Here is a 16,023-nt window from a genome sequence, read left to right on the forward strand (position 1 = left end):
ATGGCCGTTTTTCCGGCGAGCGGTCCACCGGCCCCCCGCTCCCGGGGCGCCGCCGGCCGCCGGGCGGGAACGACAGCGCCCCCGGCACGGAGGTGTGCCGGGGGCGGAGCCGGTGTGTGACTACGAGGGTCACAGTGACAGCCGGAGCGGACAACGTCGCGGCCTAGAACTGGCCGTGGTCCTTCCGGTCCTGGGCCGCCTTCTCCCTGGCCGTACGCACCTGCAGGAGGCCCGCGTCGATCAGCCGCTGGAACCCGGCACGCAGGCCCGCCTCGTCGACGTCGACCCGGTCGCCGAACGGGAGATCCAGCAGGCCGGTCACCATCTGGTCCAGGTCGACCTCGGCGAGGCGACCGGACCACTGGGTGAACTTCACGTACAGGCCCAGGTCGGCCAGCGACAGCCTCGCGTCGTCCACGACCTCCCCCGGCACCAGCACGACGTCCGCCGCCGTCTTCGTGTGCCGCACCGTCGTCGAGAACTCCGGCTCCTCAGCCACGTGCCCCTCCTTCATGTCGGTCCTGAACCCTCACATGCCGACGGACCCGAAGTCCTCGGGCCGCCGGTTCCTCACGAACATCCCGCTTTGATTCGTACGCAGGTTCGATTTTCGGTCAGGAAACGTCGGCCGCCATGTCGACGAACCGCGAGTAGTGGCCCTGGAAGGCGACCGTGACGGTGGACGTCGGCCCGTTGCGGTGCTTGGCCACGATCAGGTCGGCCTCCCCCGCACGGGCCGACTCCTTCTCGTACGCGTCCTCGCGGTGCAGCAGGATCACCATGTCCGCGTCCTGCTCGATCGAGCCGGACTCGCGCAACTCGCTGATCTGCGGGCGCTTGTCGGTGCGCTGCTCGGGGCCGCGGTTGAGCTGGGACAGGGCGATGACCGGGATCTCCAGCTCCTTGGCCAGCAGCTTGAGGTTGCGGGACATGTCGGAGACCTCCTGCTGACGGTTCTCCTGGCGACGGCCGGCGGTGCCGGACTGCATGAGCTGGAGGTAGTCCACGATCAGCAGGTCGAGGCCGCCCTTGGCCTGCTTGATGCGCCGGGCCCGCGAGCGGATCTCGGTGAGCGACAGGTTCGGGGAGTCGTCCACGATCAGCGGGGCGCCCTCGATGTCGGGCGTGCGCTTCGCCATCCGGTCCAGGTCCTCCTCGGTGACCGACCCGGCCCGGATGTGGTGCAGCGCCACCCGCGACTCGGCGCTGTAGAGGCGCTGGGTGATCTCGGCGCGGCCCATCTCCAGGGAGAAGAACGCCGAGGTCAGGCCGTGCTTGATCGAGGCGGAGCGGGCGATGTCCAGGGCGAGGGTCGACTTACCCATGGCCGGGCGGGCGCCGATGACGATGAGCTGGCCGGGCTGCAGACCGTTGGTCATCGCGTCCAGGTCGAGGAAGCCCGTGGGGATGCCGGTCATCTTGCCGGTGCCCTTCATCCGGGCGTCGAGCTGGTCCCAGAAGTCGGGCACGTCCTCGCGGACGTACGCGTAGCCGGCGGATTGCTCACGGGTCGCCAGGGCGTCGAGGACCTCGGCCTCCACCGCGCTGCGGACGTCGTCGATGTCGCCCTCGCCGGAGTAGGCGACCTGCGTGATCCGCGTGCTGGCCTCGATCAGGCGACGGCGCACGGCCCGCTCGTGGACGATCTCGGCGTAGTACGAGGCGTTCGCCGCCGTCGGCACCGTCTGGACCAGGGTGTGCAGGTACGGGGCGCCGCCGACCTTGGCGATGTCACCGCGCTTGGTCAGCTCGGCGGCGACCGTGATCGGGTCGACCGGCTCGCCCTTGCCGTACAGGAAGAGGATCGCGGCCTGGATCGTCTCGTGCGCGGGACGGTAGTAGTCCCGCTGCTGCATCGGGGTGTCGAGGACGTCGGCGATGGCGTCCTTGCTCAGCAGCTGGCCGCCGAGCGTGGACTGCTCGGCGTCGATGTCGTTCGGCGGGACGCGGTCGAAACCGTCCCGGCCGGAGCGGGCGTACTCGTCGTCAGGGGCGGACTGAGGTGCGACGATAGTCATACGGATCTCCTTGGTGAGGTCTTCTGTGGCGGCTGGTTCTTGACGGGAGCGGCCGCCACAGGTGTGTTCGGAACGGGGTGGTGCGGGGGTCACGCGGGCTGACCGGCGCGCAGCCGGGCCAGCAGTCCGGCACCGTCGATCGAGTCAGGCTCGGACGCACCGCGCTGTCGCCGCTCGCGCTCGGCGAGACGGCACTGCGGGCAGTCACCGGCCTCGAAGGCCGGGTGGTGCTCGCACATCTCAGGGGCCGGGCGGCCCGACCGCTGCCCGGGCACCGACGGCTGCGGAGCCTCGGGCCAGGTCATCGCGTCTTCCAGGACCTTCCAGGTGGGCTTCATCCGGCCCATCCACTCAGCCACCCGGCACAGGTGGTCGACGTCGGCCCCGGCCTCCAGGAGCTCGGCGGCCTCGGTGGCGATCAGCTTGGCGCGCTTGGGCAGGAACGGGCGCCCGCCGGCCTTCATGCCGTGGGCCCAGGCGTCCACCACCGGCTTCGCCGCCGAGGTGTCGGCGGGCACGTCGTCCCCGCCGTCCTCCTGGTCCTTCTTCGGCGGCGCGGCCTTCTTGGGCGCCGTCTTCTTCGGGGCGGCCTTCTTCGCCGGGGCCTTCTTGGCCGCCGGGGCCTGCTTCGCCGGGGCGTCCGGCTTCGGCTCCTCCGGCTGCGCGGCCGCCGGAGCCGGACTGCCGGCGGACGTCTGCACGACCTGGTCGCCGCGGCGGGTGTGCAGCGGAGGCTCCGGCGGGTTCTCCCGCCAGTCCGGCGTGTACGCGTCGAGCTTGTCCCAGACGTTGCGCCAGCCCACGTACGCGTCCGGCGGCAGCTCATTGACCTGGTACGTGCGGAAGGCGTTCTGGATCCCGCCCTTGCCCGTCGACTTCACCAGGTGCCCGTCCTCGGGGTTCACGACGAGGTTGAGCTCGGCGAGCAGCTTCAACGCGTCCTTGACCATGGTCGGGCTGCACGGCTTCTTGTTCACGCCCGGCAGGAGGTAGCAGAGCTGGTCCAGCGACATCCGGCGCAGACCGCCGCCCTTGCGCCGGACGTTCTCACGGAGCATCGCCCGCAGGACCATGTACAGGTGCAGGGCGGTCCGGGTCATGTCCGGCAGCAGCAGCACCCAGTCGCGCACCTGCGTGTGCGTCCAGTAGTCGTTGAGGGTGCCGATGAGCTCGAACTCCTCGTCGGCGCCGTCGTCCATCAGGTCGGGAGAGGTCGTCATCGGGTCACCGCCACGGCGGCCTGGGCGGACGAGACGTCGTTCGTAGTAGTCACGCGGCCGTTGTATGCGCCAAAGCGGACACCCCCATCGGGGCAGGTCAAACGGGCTTCAAAGCAATCTGTAGTCATCACGGCGTCTTCGTACGCGGCCGCGACGGTTACCGTCGCGGGCTCCGCGGAGGCGAGCCGGTGGCGCTGGTGCATCCGGTGGTGCATGGGGTGCGATCTCTCCCATTCGGGGTAGAGAGCCGCACGTCGGTGATCATCACCAGGTAACCGGACGGGCCTACGAGCGGTGCTGCGTAAAGGCCATCAGGGCGGTTACCCTGGTCGATGGTGACCGGGCCCGACAGGGTCGGGAGCCCGGCGTTACCGCCGACGTACGACTCAGAAGTTGTGGCTGTAGTGGGCCGAAGGCTGAGTCAAGTTGTTGAGTTGAGGGCCGCTCCTGTTGGCGCAGGGGCGGCCCTTGGCGTTACGGGGCGCGGGCGGTCATGGCGAACATGGTGGAGTCCAATCGCCGGTTGGGGAAACCGGTGGTGAGCTGGTATGGAGCGTGATCGCATCCGGTGATCGTGCCGGACGCCGGTGTGGTGTTGTACCGGGTTTCCGGCGCGAATACTCCGAGATCCCGTTCTCCGGGAGAGAACTTGCGGAGGCGTCCCGCCACGCGGGAAGCACGGGTCGCCATCGGCGTGTCCCCGTGTCCTGTTGGCCCACTGTCGGTGGGTACGCGTAGCCTGCAACGCATTGCAGGCACCTCCTTGTCAGGTGCTTGATCGCGCGTCGGGCTTCCACACACCGACGTTGCGACCGGCAGGCCCCCACGGGGGCCTGTTCGCGTTTCGCGGTGCACATCTTCCTCCCTCGGCACGGTCGGCACGGTCAGCTCGTCACTTCCGGCGCGTCGGTGCTGGTCAGCAAGGCGTCCGGGTGGCGAACCACGGAGGCCGGCCGTTGACCCATCCATCCGGACAGCCGGTGGGCGGGCGCCTCTGTGCGAACGTGCTCGAAGCCTTCGCGCAGGTAGAACTGCTGCAGCGCGACGTTGTCGCGCCAGCAGTCCAACCGGACCCACGGCTTGCCCTGCTCCCGGGCCTGGCGGCCAACCCAGTCGAGGAGGCGACCGCCGAGGTTGCTGCCCTTCGCGGCCCGCGAGGTGATGAGCTTCGCCACGTAGACGGCGGTGTCGGGGAGGTCGTTCTCCCGCCAGAAGTCCATGTCGGCCGGGGCGAGCGTCACCGTGGCGAGCACGGCTTGATGGTCCTCGACGACCCAGGTGCGGCCCGCCTCGATGTCAGCCATCCACTTGGCCAGGGCCGGACCGCGCGTCTGAGGGTTCCGCCACTGGTCGATTCCGGCGGCGGCCAGCCAGCCCTCTGCCTCGATGCGCAACGCCATCAGGTCGTCGACATCAGATGTGGTTGCAGGCCGAAGGATCACCGGTCGATCTCCAATTCGTAGATGATCCGGTTGCGGTCGCCGGGGGCGATCGTGACCATCACGCGGATCGGGGTGCCGTCGGCGCCGTAGCCGATTCGGGCGTGCTGACAGACCGGTGTGCCCGGCAGGTTCTGCAGGTGGAGGCGCTCGATCTCGGTACCGGTGGGCATCCGGATGTCGAGCTCGTCGCGGATGCGGTGCTGCGGATTTCCCGTTGCGGCGAGGATGCCGCCCTTCATCGTCACGTCCCGCTCGTCCATGAGGGGGGTGCCCTCAGCGATGTGCACGGGGAACCATGAGTCAGCCAACTGGCAGGGCTCACCGTCTACGAGGCGGAGCCGCCGGCGGGCGACGACGGGCGTCTCCGGGTCCAGGCCGAGCCAGCCCGCAATGTCCTTCGGGGCCGGTTCGGTCGAGACCTGGGGGATGCCCTGTTCGGGCTCCCGGCCCTGCGCTCGGACCTGAGCCTTCCAGTCGTCCGTGTTGGTGACCGGGTCGTCGGACCGTTCCCCCCGCTCGTACTCGCCGGGGTTCCAGAGCAGCGGGTTGTAGATCCGGACGAATGCGCCCGCTCCCTGACGTGCGACGACGTGGCCGGACTCCTTGAGCTGGGTGATGGCCCGGTACACGACGAGCTCGCTGGCACCGAACTGCGCCGCGATGTTCTTGGTGCTGGGCAACTTGTCGCCCGGCTGCAGATCACCGGAGGCGATCCGGGCGCGGAAGGATTCCGCGATCGACTTGGCCGTAGCCGGTTTCGTGGTCATGGCGGGAACCCTAGCGCAACTTCCGATAGGAAGTAATGGGGTGGGGCCGCTCAATCGATCAACGGCTGACTGAGCGGCCCCGTTCGGGCGTGTATCAGCTGGTCGGCACGCTGTAGCGCAGGACCCAGGCGTCGGGAGCCAGCGTGTGCACGGTCACCTCGACGGCGCGGCCTTCGGTGGTACGGCCGACGTGAATGATGCGGAGCAGCAGGGTGTTGGCCTCGACCCCAAGCGCTGCGGCCTCCGCCTTGTTCGCCGGGTGCTGCTGGATTTCCTCGGTGACCTCGCTCTGTTCGAAGCCCGCCTCCGCCATGCGCGAGATGATCCCGCCCTTGCCCGGGTCGGGCTGCTCAATCCCGGCGGCCTCGGCGACGTCGAGCGGGATGTACGAGTCGGCCAGCTGCACCAGGCGGTCGTCGCTGAACATCCGGCGCTTGCGGGCGGCCGTCTCGGTGCCGGCCTCGACGCCGAGAATCGCGGCGACGGTCTCCGGGGCTGCAGCGCGCTCGACGTCCGTCTCGACGCGGGGGGTGCCGCCCAGCCTCCTGATCTCGGTGTCGAACGCACCGCGCGAGGCGCCCTCCTCCCGGCGGGCGCGCAGGTAGCGGGTCGAGGAATCGCGCACGATCTTTTCGGTGCTCACGGTGGTGAATCCATCCTTCGTCTCGTGGTCTCGGTGGTGGGTCACGCCGGATCGCTGGCTGCATCCGGCGGGTCGATCGGCCAGGTGTAAGTCAGCGTCCACAGCGTCGTTGACACGACGTGCACGCAGACCTCGACGGCCCGCCCTTCCGCGCTGCGGGCCACATGGGTGATCTCGTACACCTGGCGCTCCGCAGGGATGGCCAGGGTGCTGGCCTCCTCCGCACTGGGCGAGCGGACGTTGATCGTCTCGGTGATCGTCCGCTGACCGTGCCCTAGCTCCTCCAGCCGGGACTTCGACCCCCCAGGGCCGGTGTCCCGCTGCTCCAGCTGGCTCCCGAACGCGATGTCGCCCGGGAAGTAGCTGGTGGCCAGCTGCACGACGATTTCGTTCGCGGTCATGACCCGCGTCCGGATCAGTACGGGTTCCGGGAGGTCATTTTCGATGTCGAGCAGCTCGGCGACGTGGGCCGGCGGCCTTCCGCGGCTGACCGTGGGCGTGCTGCCCGGTGTCATCCCCAGGCGCTCGATCTCGGCACCGAAGGCGCCGCGTGCGCCGTTCTGCTCCCGGGCGACCTGCATGTAGCGCCCGGTTCCGTCCCTGTGGATCTTCCCCAAGATCGGCGACACGACCGTCCCCAGCTTCTGGATGCCGATGGTCAGGCCGCGCTCGGTCAGCTCGCTGTAGGCCCGCTGGATCGTGGTCCGCGAGCCGCGCCCGGCGGCGACCAGGTCGGCGATCTTCGGCAGCTTCGAGCCGGGCGGATACACGCCCTGGGCGATCTCGCCCGCGATCTCGTCGGTGAGCTGTTTCCACCGTGGCGATGCCATGGAGCCTCCCTTCCTGTGGCCTGGCGGCCATCCAACCTTAATTCCGGTATTAACGCACGGCGCTGGTTGACGCGGGGAAAAAAACCGGGATTATTCATCAGGTCAGCCGTAGTGACCCGTGAGCACAGGGTGGCGACGGGGGTCGCAACTTCCTATCGGAAGCTGTTGACGGGAGATCCGTACGGGTCTAACGTCTCCATCAGCTTCCGATAGGAAGTGGGAACGGCCAGGAGAACCGTGCTGGTCGTTGACGGCACAGCCATGTCAAAAACGGCGCCACCGGACCTTCTCGGAGCTGTACCGAGCCCAGGTGGACCAGGAAGAACTCAACAGAGAGCTATGAGGAACAGAGCAACCCTTTGCGCAGGTCAGATGGCCATGTGGGCCGCCAGCGCGAGGTGAACGTCCAGACAGATTCGGCCCGGCGCATGCCCGTACGGATGTGCCGAGGCCGTGGCCGTCTGGCCGCACACGACAACCCTCCCGCCCGAATGGGCGCGGCCCCGGATCAGGTGGTTGGACACCCCCGGGGCCACTTCGGAATCCAGCTCACGACAGGAGTGGACCCGCAATGATCAGTATCCCCGACCCGGCCGCCGGCACCCTCGCCGAGGCCATCAAGCTCCGCACCGACGCGTCGCAGATCCTCGGCGTCGACGTCGACCTGATCCTCGGTCCGGTCGTCGGCACCGAGGGCGACTTCGCCCGCCGGGCCCGCGAGGACGCCTTCGCCGACATGGTCGCGACCGGCTTCGTCTGGCCCGAGCACGTCGGCCACCGCGCCGAGCTTGCCGTCGTCCTCCTGGAGGAGCTCGACGAGCTGGAGTTCGCCGCCGGCCTCGTCGACTTCGACCTTGGGGCGGTGGCCTGATGCAGGACACCACCACCCGCGAGCTCCTGGCCGACGTCCTGGAGCGCCTCAGCTCGAACCCCGCCGAGTGGTCGACCCGCGACACGGAGACGCTGTCCCGGCTCCGCGCGGCCGCCGAGTGGGAGGAGTCGATCGAGAAGATCGCCGCCTTCGGGAGCGGGGGGCAGGCATGAAGAACTTCGCCTCCGCCTTACGCGACCTGTTCCGTGCCGGCCTCGACCTCACGAGCCGGATGCCGTCGCCGATGCTCCTGCTCCTGGTGCCGCTCCTCGCGGTGCTGGCCTACGGCTCCGGAACGGTCCTCCTCGACGCGCTGACCGCGCTGGTCACCGCCGTCGCCACCGTCACCAAGGCCCTGTTCTGGCTGGCCGCGCTCGCCGTGACCGCCCGCCTGCTGCACCGCCTGGTCGACCAGCACCTCCGCAACGCCTCCCCCTCCCCCTCCGACTCCAGGGAGACCGCCGCATGATCCGGATGATCCGCACCAAGAACCTGCGCGCTCTCCAGGAGGGCGCCGAACTCGCCTCGGCCCTGGAGGCGGACCTCGAGAACGCCGAAGCCGCGGTCGCCGCCTTCGAGGCGGACCAGGCCGACGACGTCGAGCAGCTGCAGCGACTGTCCAGCGAGGCCCACGATCTGCGGGTCGAGCTGGAGGCCGCCGAGACCCGGGGCTCCGACATGCACCGCCTGATCGAGCTGCTGCTCACCGCGACGAAGTACGCCTTCGACGCGGCCGACGCCCCGCTCGACGTGGTCATGCACCAGGGCAACGTGCACAGCACGCACCGCGACCGGAAGGCCGCCCTGGCCGCCACCCCGTTCCCGGACGGTGTCTGGCTGCCGTGCCCGACCCCGGACGACACCGACCCGCTGGGCTGGAAGATCAAGCAGGCCACGCCGACGCCGCTGCCCTCCCCGGCGAACGCGAGCGAGATTGAGTTCCTGCTGGAGCGCCTGGAGCGACCGGCGCTGGAGCAGCTCGACGAGGCCCGCGAACTGGAGGCCGTCCGGGCCCAGCGCGACACGGCGATGAAGGACACCGAGACCGCCGCGGCCGCGCTCACCGCCGAGTCCCTGACCTACGCGTTCCACCGCGTCGCGGTGACCGAGGCGGTCACCGAGATCGCCATGGCGCTGTCCGGCCGCAGCCCGCGAGCCTCGGTCCGCGAGGTCTCCGCCCTGCTGCTGCGCCACGCCGAGCTGTTCGGCATCGACACCCACGGCCCCGAGAACGGCGCCGACACCGAGACGAAGGGAGCGGTCGCATGAGCGCCGCGCTGAGGATCCGCCGGGGCGTCCGGGACGACTGGACCGGCGCCGACTACGACTCCTACACGGTGCTCGCCGAGCTCGGTGCCGCCCGCCCGGCGGCCCGGGTCACCCGCGCCCGCCGGGGCCGGCCGTTGCGCCGCGCCTTCCGCTCCGCCCTGCGGACCGCCGCCCTCATCCACCTCGCCCACACCGCCACGATCCGGAAGGAGGCCATCACCCGATGACGACGTACAGCACGGAAACCCCCGCCCCCGTCAACGGCCAGGACCCGAACGAGCCGCCGTTCGGCAAGACCCCGATCCCGGGCAGCCGGGGCGAGGAGAAGCGGGCCAACCTGCAGGCCCGCCGCACCGAGGACCGCGCCGACCGGCGCGAGCAGGGCGAGGAGCGGCGCCGCGAGCGCGAGCACAAGAAGCGGATGGAGACCGAGGCGCACAACGCCAAGGTCGCTCTCGCCCTGCAGAAGAAGGGTGAGCGGCAGAAGCTGCGGGCCAAGCGCCGCAAGGACCGCAAGGCCCGGATGGACGCGATGGTGGTCCGCCTCTCCCACCACATGCCGCTGTGGGGCCTGCCCGTCGTGCTGGTCTCCCTGGTGGTCGGCTGGACCGGCCAGGCCGGGGCGGCCGCGCACCTCGGAATGGGCTGGGCCGCCGCCGGTGTCCCCGTCCTCACCGAGGGCATGACGTTGACGTTCGCCGGGCTCACCGGCCAGGCGATCGAGCAGAAGCGCCCGTACCGGTGGCTGATGCGGGCGACCTGGGCCACAGGCGTCATCGCCGCCGCGATCAACGGCTTCGGCCACCTGGTCGAGGACGACTCGGCGCCCGGGATCTACCGGGCGTGCGCGTACGCCGGGGCCTCGCTCGCCGCGCTGATCCTGTGGGCGGTGGTGATGCGCTCCAAGCGGGCCACCGTCTCCGGCCGCAGCGCCGAGGACATCGCCCGGTGGAAGCGCCTCTCGCGCCGGCACCCGATCCTCGTGCGCCGCGCCCGCCGGATCGCCGACAACACCGGGATCAGCCTGGAGCGCGCGTACGTCAAGGCGTGGGAGCGGAGCAACGGAGCGGCTCCCGGTGAGCCGTCGATCCGCGAGATCCGCGCCTCGCGCCGGGCGCAGTTCCGCCGGGCCCAGGCTGAGTCCTGGGACGGACGCACCCGGTTCTCGCGGACCGCGCCCGCTGCGGTCGCGGTGGTTCCCGCCGCCGTCGAGCCGGAGCCGGAAACGGTTCCCGAACCTGTGCCCGAGGACGCGTCCGAGATGATCCCGGCTCCGTACCTCCCGGTCGCCCTCGCGGTTCCCGGGCTCGACGGACAGTGGATCGCCCACCGCGTCCCGGTGCACCCCCTGGACACCTGGACGCCGTTCTCGCGGACGGGAAGCGAAACCGCCACAACCCGCTTCCCGCAAGGCCAGGACCCGCTTCCGGACCCCTCCCCGGACACACCCGAAGAGGAGGACGGGAAGCAGGCGGACGAGGCACAGGCCGAGGTCCGGGAAACGGTCGTGAACGACCGGCTCGCCAAGACCCGCGCCCTTGTCGACGAGGCCGCCGAGGACGGCAAGGACCTCCGCCGCTACCCCTCCAACCGGCAGGCGGCCCGGCACCTCGGGTGCCGCCCGGGAACCGCGAAGGACTACCTGGCCCAGGTTCTGGCGGAGAGGGGAATCGACCGGTGAGTGTTCCCCAGGCGTTAGCCGGAACCGTCTACGAGGCGGCGGTGGGACGCAGTGACGGGCACTGCGAGTGCAACTTGCTCCTGCCCGGGAACTGCGGCCTGGCCGACGCGGATAAGCCCCGCAGCCACAAGACCGGGCACCGCTGCATGGAGCAGGGCGAGCACCGCGCCCCGCTCCTGGTGGTCCCGATCGACCCGGAGGTCTCCGACCGGGACGCGATCGGCCTGCCCGTCGAGAAGGTCATGGTCCTGTGCCGCGCCTGCTTCGGCCGCCGCCGCAACCGGGCGGCGGCCGACCGCGAGGCCCGCAACAAGGCCGCGCTCCTCGCCGACGAGAACGCCCTCTTCCCATCAGACCTGTTGGGCCCAACAGGTCCAACCCTGTCTGAACAGCGTGACGCGGCTTGAGCCGCCCGACTCCCGGAAAGGACCGCACATGAAGCAGCGCATCGTCCGAGGCGCCCGCTACGCCGCCTCCCTCGCCGTCGGCATGGCCCACATGCTGCTCGCCCTGTGGGCCGGATCGGCCGCCGGCGGCTGGGCCTGGCGACACGGCTACACCCTCCCGTACGACACCAGCTCCTCGGCGGCGATGTCCGCCGCGATCGTCTTCGGCCTGCTGGCCGCCGGAGCGGTGGTCACCCTCCCCGAGCCGTGGATGACCCAGGTCCGCTTCCTGGTCCGGGGCCGCCCGCTGCTGGTCTGCGAGGGCTGCGGCGGCCTCATCAGCACGGTCGACCACAACAACGACGTGAACACGACCCCGAAGGAGATCACCCAGTGAGCGCTTCCGACGCCAAGATTTCCCGCCGGATGCCCTGGCGCCTGGCGGTGCTCGTCCCGGCCGCGACCTTCGTCGTCATCTGGCGGGGCGTCCCCGGCATCACGCCGATGCTGACGTTCACCTGGATCACCGGCCTGCTTGCCGGTGGCGGACTGGTCATCGTCGGGCTCTACGGCCCGCAGGCCCTGGCCGCGATGGCCCGGGCGCAGAAGGAAGGCGCCGCCCGCCGCCGGGTCAAGGCCGAGAAGGCCGCCGCCAAGGCGAAGGCGAAGGCCGACAAGAAGTAGCACCGCTGAATCGCGGGGCCCGGCAGCTTTGGCCGGCACCGGGCCCCGCACCCCTCCACCCCCTGAACCAGAGAGCGAGGAAACTCAGCATGACGGACATCTCCCCCGAGTCCACCCCCGGCGGCTCCGACGACGAGCGAGTCCCCGACGACCTCTCCAGCCTGTTCGCCGACCCCGATCGGCAGGACCTGCTGGAGAAGATGGCCCGCCTGCAGGTACGCGGCACCCGCGCCGGAATGGCGGACGCCACCACCGGCAGCGAGCACGAGATCCCCCTCCCGGTGCCGCCCGCCGCAACGGTGGTCGGCGGGCTCGTCTTCGAGGACGACGAGGACCAGGAGCACGAGGGCGCCGCCCCGGTTCCCGCCCCCCGGCCGTCCTCGGACGGCTGGAACTGGCAGGACGCCTTTCCGGCGGGCACCTTCGACTCCGCCGTGTGGGCGCACCGCAAGCGGGTCTTCCTGCACGGCCTCGCCCGGCACGCCGGACACTCCCACGTCTACGCCTGGCGGCTGTCCCGGCTGTCCGGGCTCGGCGTGATGGCCGGTGCCCGCGACGGCTGGCACTACTACACCGCCCAGGAGTACGCGGACATGGTCGACACGGCCCGCCGTAAGAACCTGGCGCCCGACATCGTCGCCGCGCTGCGCGAGGAGCGCCTGGAGTACGCCCGGGCCCGCCGCCGCGAGCCGCTGCTCGTCGGCGCGAGCACCGCAGTCCTCACCGTCGTCGCGGGCGCCGTCGCCGTCGCCGACGTCTACGGCCTGCTCGCCGCCTCCCCGGCCGCCATGCTCCTGCTCGGCATCCTCTCCGCCATGGGGCTGCGCGAGCACAAGCGCCGCAACCCCGACCAGCCCCTGACCGCGGCCTTCGCCCTGCCCGACGGTGCCGGCGGCGAGCACCCCCCGCTCACCGACGCCATGCTGAACGACGTTCTGCGTACGGCGAAGGTCCTCAAGGAGGACCAGGAGATCCGCCTCCTGGAGCCGATCCGCGCCGCCGAGATCAACGGCGTCGAAGCACGGTTCCGCCTCCCCAAGGAGGTCACGTTCTCCCAGCTCATGGCCAAGAAGGAGGCCATCGCGGGCGCGCTCGACATCGAGGAGCGCTGGCTCGACATCCGCAAGGACGGCTCCGCGAACCGGGTGTCCTTCTGGTACTGCACCGCCGACCCCTTCGCCACGCCCCGCACCTCCCCGCTGGTGGACAGCCCCGAGCGCACCGACGTGTGGAAGCGCGGCATCCTGATCGGCTTCAACCGGCGCGGCCTGCCGATCTACCTCAAGCTCCGGCACGTCATGGCGCTGCTGGGCGGGATGAGCCGTACCGGCAAGGGCATGCTGCTGCGCAACCTGCTCTGCGGACTGGGCCTGGACCCGCGCGTGAACCTGCGCCTGGTCGCCGGGGCCAAGCCGGGCGAGCACCGCGGCTACGCCCCGGTCTGCGCAACCTTCTTCGGAAGGAGGCCCATCCGCCTGATCGCCCTGATGGAGGCTCTGCTCGCCGAGGCGTACCGGCGAGAGGAAATCCTGGAGGACCAGGCCCGCGCCAAATTCGGTGAACGGGACCTGGACCAGTTCCCGCTGGAAATCCTCATCATCGACGAATTCAAGCAGTACGCGAATTCGCCGGTCCGGATTCCCGATCCGAGCGACGACCGTGAAGAGGGAGGGCGCACCATCAAGGCGTCCGACCGGATCGCCGAGCTGCTGGAAGAACTGGGCGCGTTCGCCGCCGCCCTGAACATCACGGTCGCGGTGATCACACAGGACCCCGACGCCAACACCATCCCGCGCGGATTCAAGTCCAACTCGGGTGCGCGGGTGGCCACCAGGACCGGCGGACCGATCCAGACGAACGCGATCCTCAAGGACGGTGCCACCGGTGCGGGCCTGCGGGCACATGAAATCCCGGAGTCGATTCCCGGCGGCGCGATCGTCGATATCGACGGAGCCCCGGGCGAGCTGATCCGCAGTTTCTTCATCGAGGACGAGGAATACGACGGAGCGGCCGACATCATCGCCGCCGGCCGCGCTCTGCGCGAGGAACTCGGACGGGCCCCGGGCCAGTTCACCGACCCCATCGAGGACTACCTCATGGCCGTCACCGGTCTGTCGTCGAGCGGGGGCGGCCCGAACGGGTCCGGTCGTCCGGGCGCCCTGGACGACACCGCCGAGCTTGATGAGCGGACCACGGTCCTCACGCTCATGCTCGACGCGTTCGCCAAGGCCGGGGACGTCGACCGGCTGCGCACCGCCGACCTGCTGCCACTCCTGGCCGACCTCGACCCGGAGACCTTCAGCTACGAGGCCCTGGGCGTCGACGAGGAGGCCGACGGCGCCACGGCGACCTACAACCGGCAGGGCGGCAAGAAGATCGCCGAGGAGATCGCCAAGGCCCTCGACGGGACCGACCGCGAACTGACCACCAGCGAGTGGACGGTGGCCCCCAGGGGCCGCGGCTACCTCCTCGCCGACGTCCGCGCAGCCGCCGGGATTGCCCCGGAATGACCCATGCGACGGCCATGCGACGCGATGCGTCGTGCCTGGTCAGCGCATGAGACGCCGATGCGACGCCGCCGCCGATCATGCGACGGCGTCGCATCGGACCACCCCTCATCGCAGCCCCGTCGTAACCGCTGACCTGCGACGACGTATCGCGTCGCAATCCGCGACGTATCCACAAACCACCACAAAACGATCACGCGAGGGAGACCCGCCGATCATGCCCGCCGCCGACCGTTTCACCCCCGCCACCGCCCGGACCGAAGGAGAAAGCCCCGTGAGCGAGTCCACCGTCGACCAGTCCACCGCCGAGCACGTCCGCCAGCTCCTGGCGGAGGCCAAGCTCCTCGAATCGGCCTTCGAGCCCACCCCGGGAGTGGCCGCCGCCCCGGCCGCGCCGACCGTGCCGGTTCCGCCCCCCGGATACACCCTGCGCACCGTCCACCGCACGACCGTCGACGGCGGCAGCGAGGTCTCCTACGAGGTGGTCCCGCTCTCCCCGATTCCGGCCGCCGGCCCCGCTGTCCTGCCCGCCAAGACCCCCTCGGCGCGGCGCGGCCTGCCGGACTGGCTGATGGCCAACTCCCGCAAGATCAAGGCCGTCGCCTACCTCTCCGCCGGCGGAACCGTCGCCGCCGCCGCCGCGCTGTACGGGCCCGCAGTCGGCGCGGGCGCCGCGGCCGCCGCCGCCGGGCTGTGGGCCGCCACTCTGACCGCGCTGAAGTTCATCGCCGCGGTGGTCGTCGGCGGCGTCATCCTCGGCGCCCTGCTCGGCGGCACCAAGGGCGGCAGCAAGCCCAAGACCGGCACCTTCGAGGGCACCCTCCAGGGCACCTGGAAGCAGGACTGATGGCCGCCGGAGCGCTGCAGATCGTCTTCAAGGGCACCCCCAACTTCGGCGGCGCCCCGGTCCGCTGCCCCGAGAGCGGATCCGGGCCCAGCTGGGGCACCACGGTCATCCGGCTCTACGTCACCCCGGCCGGGGTGCTCGGCAGCTGCGGGCAGACCCACCGCCCGCGCGGCGAGGACGGGCGCAAGGCCCGGCCCGCCGAGTGCGCCTTCCAGGTCGAGGCGGTGACCAAGGAGGAGCTCCAGGCCCTCGCCGCCCCGAACAAGACCGGCCGGGTACGAGGCAAGCTCCCCACCGGCAAGGCCGTCGACGTACAGATCATCTCCTTCGGCGCCCCGGCAGCCGGAGCCAAGGCCGGTGGCGGCAAGGCCGCCGGGGCATTCGCCCAGGCCAACGGCGGCAAGGGCGGCAAGGGTCAGGCGGCCCCGCAGCGCACCCCCAGGGGCGGGGGCGGGGCGGCCGCCGCGTTCTTCAACGCCGTCGCCGCCACGGCGACCGCCGCGGGCACCGTCGCCGGATCCGCCGCCAGCATCGTCGGTTCCGCCGCCGACCTCGGCAAGGAAGGCGTCGGCCTGGCCCGCGACGGAGTCAGGGAGGCCGGCGCGTACGGCGGCCGTCGCCACGAACGCAAGATGCGCGACACCGGCACCGACACCGACTCCGACGACTGACAGCACCGAGAATCTCGAACCTCCCCGGGTCAGCCCTGTTGGTGCCAACAGGGCTGACCCGCTCTGACCTGCCCTAACAAGAATCTGCCAACAAAAAGTTGGCGAACTATATACAGGCCAACAAAAAGTTGGCATTCTGGTGATGCGGCCCCGACCGGGAGCCGCGAAACGGACACCGAGGAGTCCT

Annotated in this window: 19 protein-coding genes; 12 read left to right on the forward strand and 7 right to left on the reverse strand. The window is 70.6% G+C overall.

The genetic code is table 11. The features are described 5' to 3' along the window. Positions 1 to 163: 163 nt before the first annotated feature. The 7 genes from GTW67_RS04130 to GTW67_RS04160 form a co-directional block, all read right to left on the reverse strand. On the reverse strand, positions 164 to 499 hold the full coding sequence (locus GTW67_RS04130; protein WP_161163422.1) for a hypothetical protein: 336 nt from the start codon (positions 497 to 499) through the stop codon (positions 164 to 166). A 115-nt stretch (positions 500 to 614) separates the two neighbouring features. Beyond that, positions 615 to 2,018, reverse strand: a complete 1,404-nt coding sequence (gene dnaB / locus GTW67_RS04135) for a replicative DNA helicase (RefSeq protein ID WP_161163423.1) — start codon at positions 2,016 to 2,018, stop codon at positions 615 to 617. A gap of 89 nt (positions 2,019 to 2,107) precedes the next feature. After that, a complete protein-coding gene (locus GTW67_RS36860) occupies positions 2,108 to 3,238 on the reverse strand; it encodes a hypothetical protein (protein WP_202436803.1) in 1,131 nt (376 codons plus the stop codon). Between the two features lie 884 nt (positions 3,239 to 4,122). Beyond that, on the reverse strand, positions 4,123 to 4,680 hold the full coding sequence (locus tag GTW67_RS04145; RefSeq protein ID WP_161163424.1) for a GNAT family N-acetyltransferase: 558 nt from the start codon (positions 4,678 to 4,680) through the stop codon (positions 4,123 to 4,125). Beyond that, positions 4,677 to 5,447 carry a GntR family transcriptional regulator gene (locus GTW67_RS04150; protein WP_161163425.1) on the reverse strand — a complete coding sequence of 257 codons (771 nt, stop codon included), beginning with the start codon at positions 5,445 to 5,447 and terminating at the stop codon, positions 4,677 to 4,679. Before GTW67_RS04150 ends, GTW67_RS04145 begins: the two co-directional genes overlap by 4 nt. A gap of 94 nt (positions 5,448 to 5,541) precedes the next feature. Next, on the reverse strand, positions 5,542 to 6,090 hold the full coding sequence (locus tag GTW67_RS04155) for a UTRA domain-containing protein (protein WP_346010555.1): 549 nt from the start codon (positions 6,088 to 6,090) through the stop codon (positions 5,542 to 5,544). A gap of 41 nt (positions 6,091 to 6,131) precedes the next feature. After that, the gene (locus GTW67_RS04160; protein WP_161163427.1) at positions 6,132 to 6,920 is read right to left on the reverse strand and encodes a GntR family transcriptional regulator; all 789 of its coding nucleotides are present in this window, start codon (positions 6,918 to 6,920) and stop codon (positions 6,132 to 6,134) included. A gap of 571 nt (positions 6,921 to 7,491) precedes the next feature. Between GTW67_RS04160 and GTW67_RS04165 the strand changes: the two genes are divergently transcribed. The 12 genes from GTW67_RS04165 (at position 7,492) to GTW67_RS04220 (ending at position 15,836) form a co-directional block, all read left to right on the forward strand. After that, positions 7,492 to 7,791, forward strand: coding sequence for a hypothetical protein (locus GTW67_RS04165; RefSeq protein WP_161163428.1), 300 nt, complete (start codon positions 7,492 to 7,494; stop codon positions 7,789 to 7,791). Further along, the gene (locus GTW67_RS04170) at positions 7,791 to 7,964 is read left to right on the forward strand and encodes a hypothetical protein (protein WP_161163429.1); all 174 of its coding nucleotides are present in this window, start codon (positions 7,791 to 7,793) and stop codon (positions 7,962 to 7,964) included. The genes GTW67_RS04165 and GTW67_RS04170 overlap by 1 nt, the downstream gene beginning before the upstream one ends. Beyond that, a complete protein-coding gene (locus tag GTW67_RS04175) occupies positions 7,961 to 8,260 on the forward strand; it encodes a hypothetical protein (RefSeq protein WP_161163430.1) in 300 nt (99 codons plus the stop codon). Before GTW67_RS04170 ends, GTW67_RS04175 begins: the two co-directional genes overlap by 4 nt. Next, a complete protein-coding gene (locus GTW67_RS04180; protein WP_161163431.1) occupies positions 8,257 to 9,060 on the forward strand; it encodes a hypothetical protein in 804 nt (267 codons plus the stop codon). The genes GTW67_RS04175 and GTW67_RS04180 overlap by 4 nt, the downstream gene beginning before the upstream one ends. Beyond that, positions 9,057 to 9,287: a hypothetical protein gene (locus tag GTW67_RS04185; protein WP_161163432.1), complete on the forward strand. Its 231-nt coding sequence runs from the start codon at positions 9,057 to 9,059 to the stop codon at positions 9,285 to 9,287. Before GTW67_RS04180 ends, GTW67_RS04185 begins: the two co-directional genes overlap by 4 nt. Continuing rightward, positions 9,284 to 10,741 carry a hypothetical protein gene (locus tag GTW67_RS04190; RefSeq protein ID WP_161163433.1) on the forward strand — a complete coding sequence of 486 codons (1,458 nt, stop codon included), beginning with the start codon at positions 9,284 to 9,286 and terminating at the stop codon, positions 10,739 to 10,741. Before GTW67_RS04185 ends, GTW67_RS04190 begins: the two co-directional genes overlap by 4 nt. Beyond that, a complete protein-coding gene (locus GTW67_RS04195) occupies positions 10,738 to 11,148 on the forward strand; it encodes a hypothetical protein (protein ID WP_161163434.1) in 411 nt (136 codons plus the stop codon). Before GTW67_RS04190 ends, GTW67_RS04195 begins: the two co-directional genes overlap by 4 nt. 28 nt (positions 11,149 to 11,176) lie before the next feature. Next, complete coding sequence (locus tag GTW67_RS04200) at positions 11,177 to 11,524, forward strand: hypothetical protein (protein ID WP_161163435.1); 348 nt, start codon at positions 11,177 to 11,179, stop codon at positions 11,522 to 11,524. Beyond that, positions 11,521 to 11,811, forward strand: coding sequence for a hypothetical protein (locus GTW67_RS04205; RefSeq protein ID WP_161163436.1), 291 nt, complete (start codon positions 11,521 to 11,523; stop codon positions 11,809 to 11,811). The genes GTW67_RS04200 and GTW67_RS04205 overlap by 4 nt, the downstream gene beginning before the upstream one ends. 89 nt (positions 11,812 to 11,900) lie before the next feature. Next, a complete protein-coding gene (locus GTW67_RS04210) occupies positions 11,901 to 14,321 on the forward strand; it encodes a hypothetical protein (protein ID WP_161163437.1) in 2,421 nt (806 codons plus the stop codon). A gap of 271 nt (positions 14,322 to 14,592) precedes the next feature. Next, positions 14,593 to 15,165 carry a hypothetical protein gene (locus GTW67_RS04215; RefSeq protein WP_161163438.1) on the forward strand — a complete coding sequence of 191 codons (573 nt, stop codon included), beginning with the start codon at positions 14,593 to 14,595 and terminating at the stop codon, positions 15,163 to 15,165. Further along, positions 15,165 to 15,836, forward strand: coding sequence for a hypothetical protein (locus GTW67_RS04220; RefSeq protein ID WP_161163439.1), 672 nt, complete (start codon positions 15,165 to 15,167; stop codon positions 15,834 to 15,836). Before GTW67_RS04215 ends, GTW67_RS04220 begins: the two co-directional genes overlap by 1 nt. The last annotated feature ends 187 nt before the right edge of the window (positions 15,837 to 16,023 follow it).

The sequence above is a fragment of the Streptomyces sp. SID5910 genome (genome assembly GCF_009862125.1).
GTDB lineage: Bacteria > Actinomycetota > Actinomycetes > Streptomycetales > Streptomycetaceae > Streptomyces.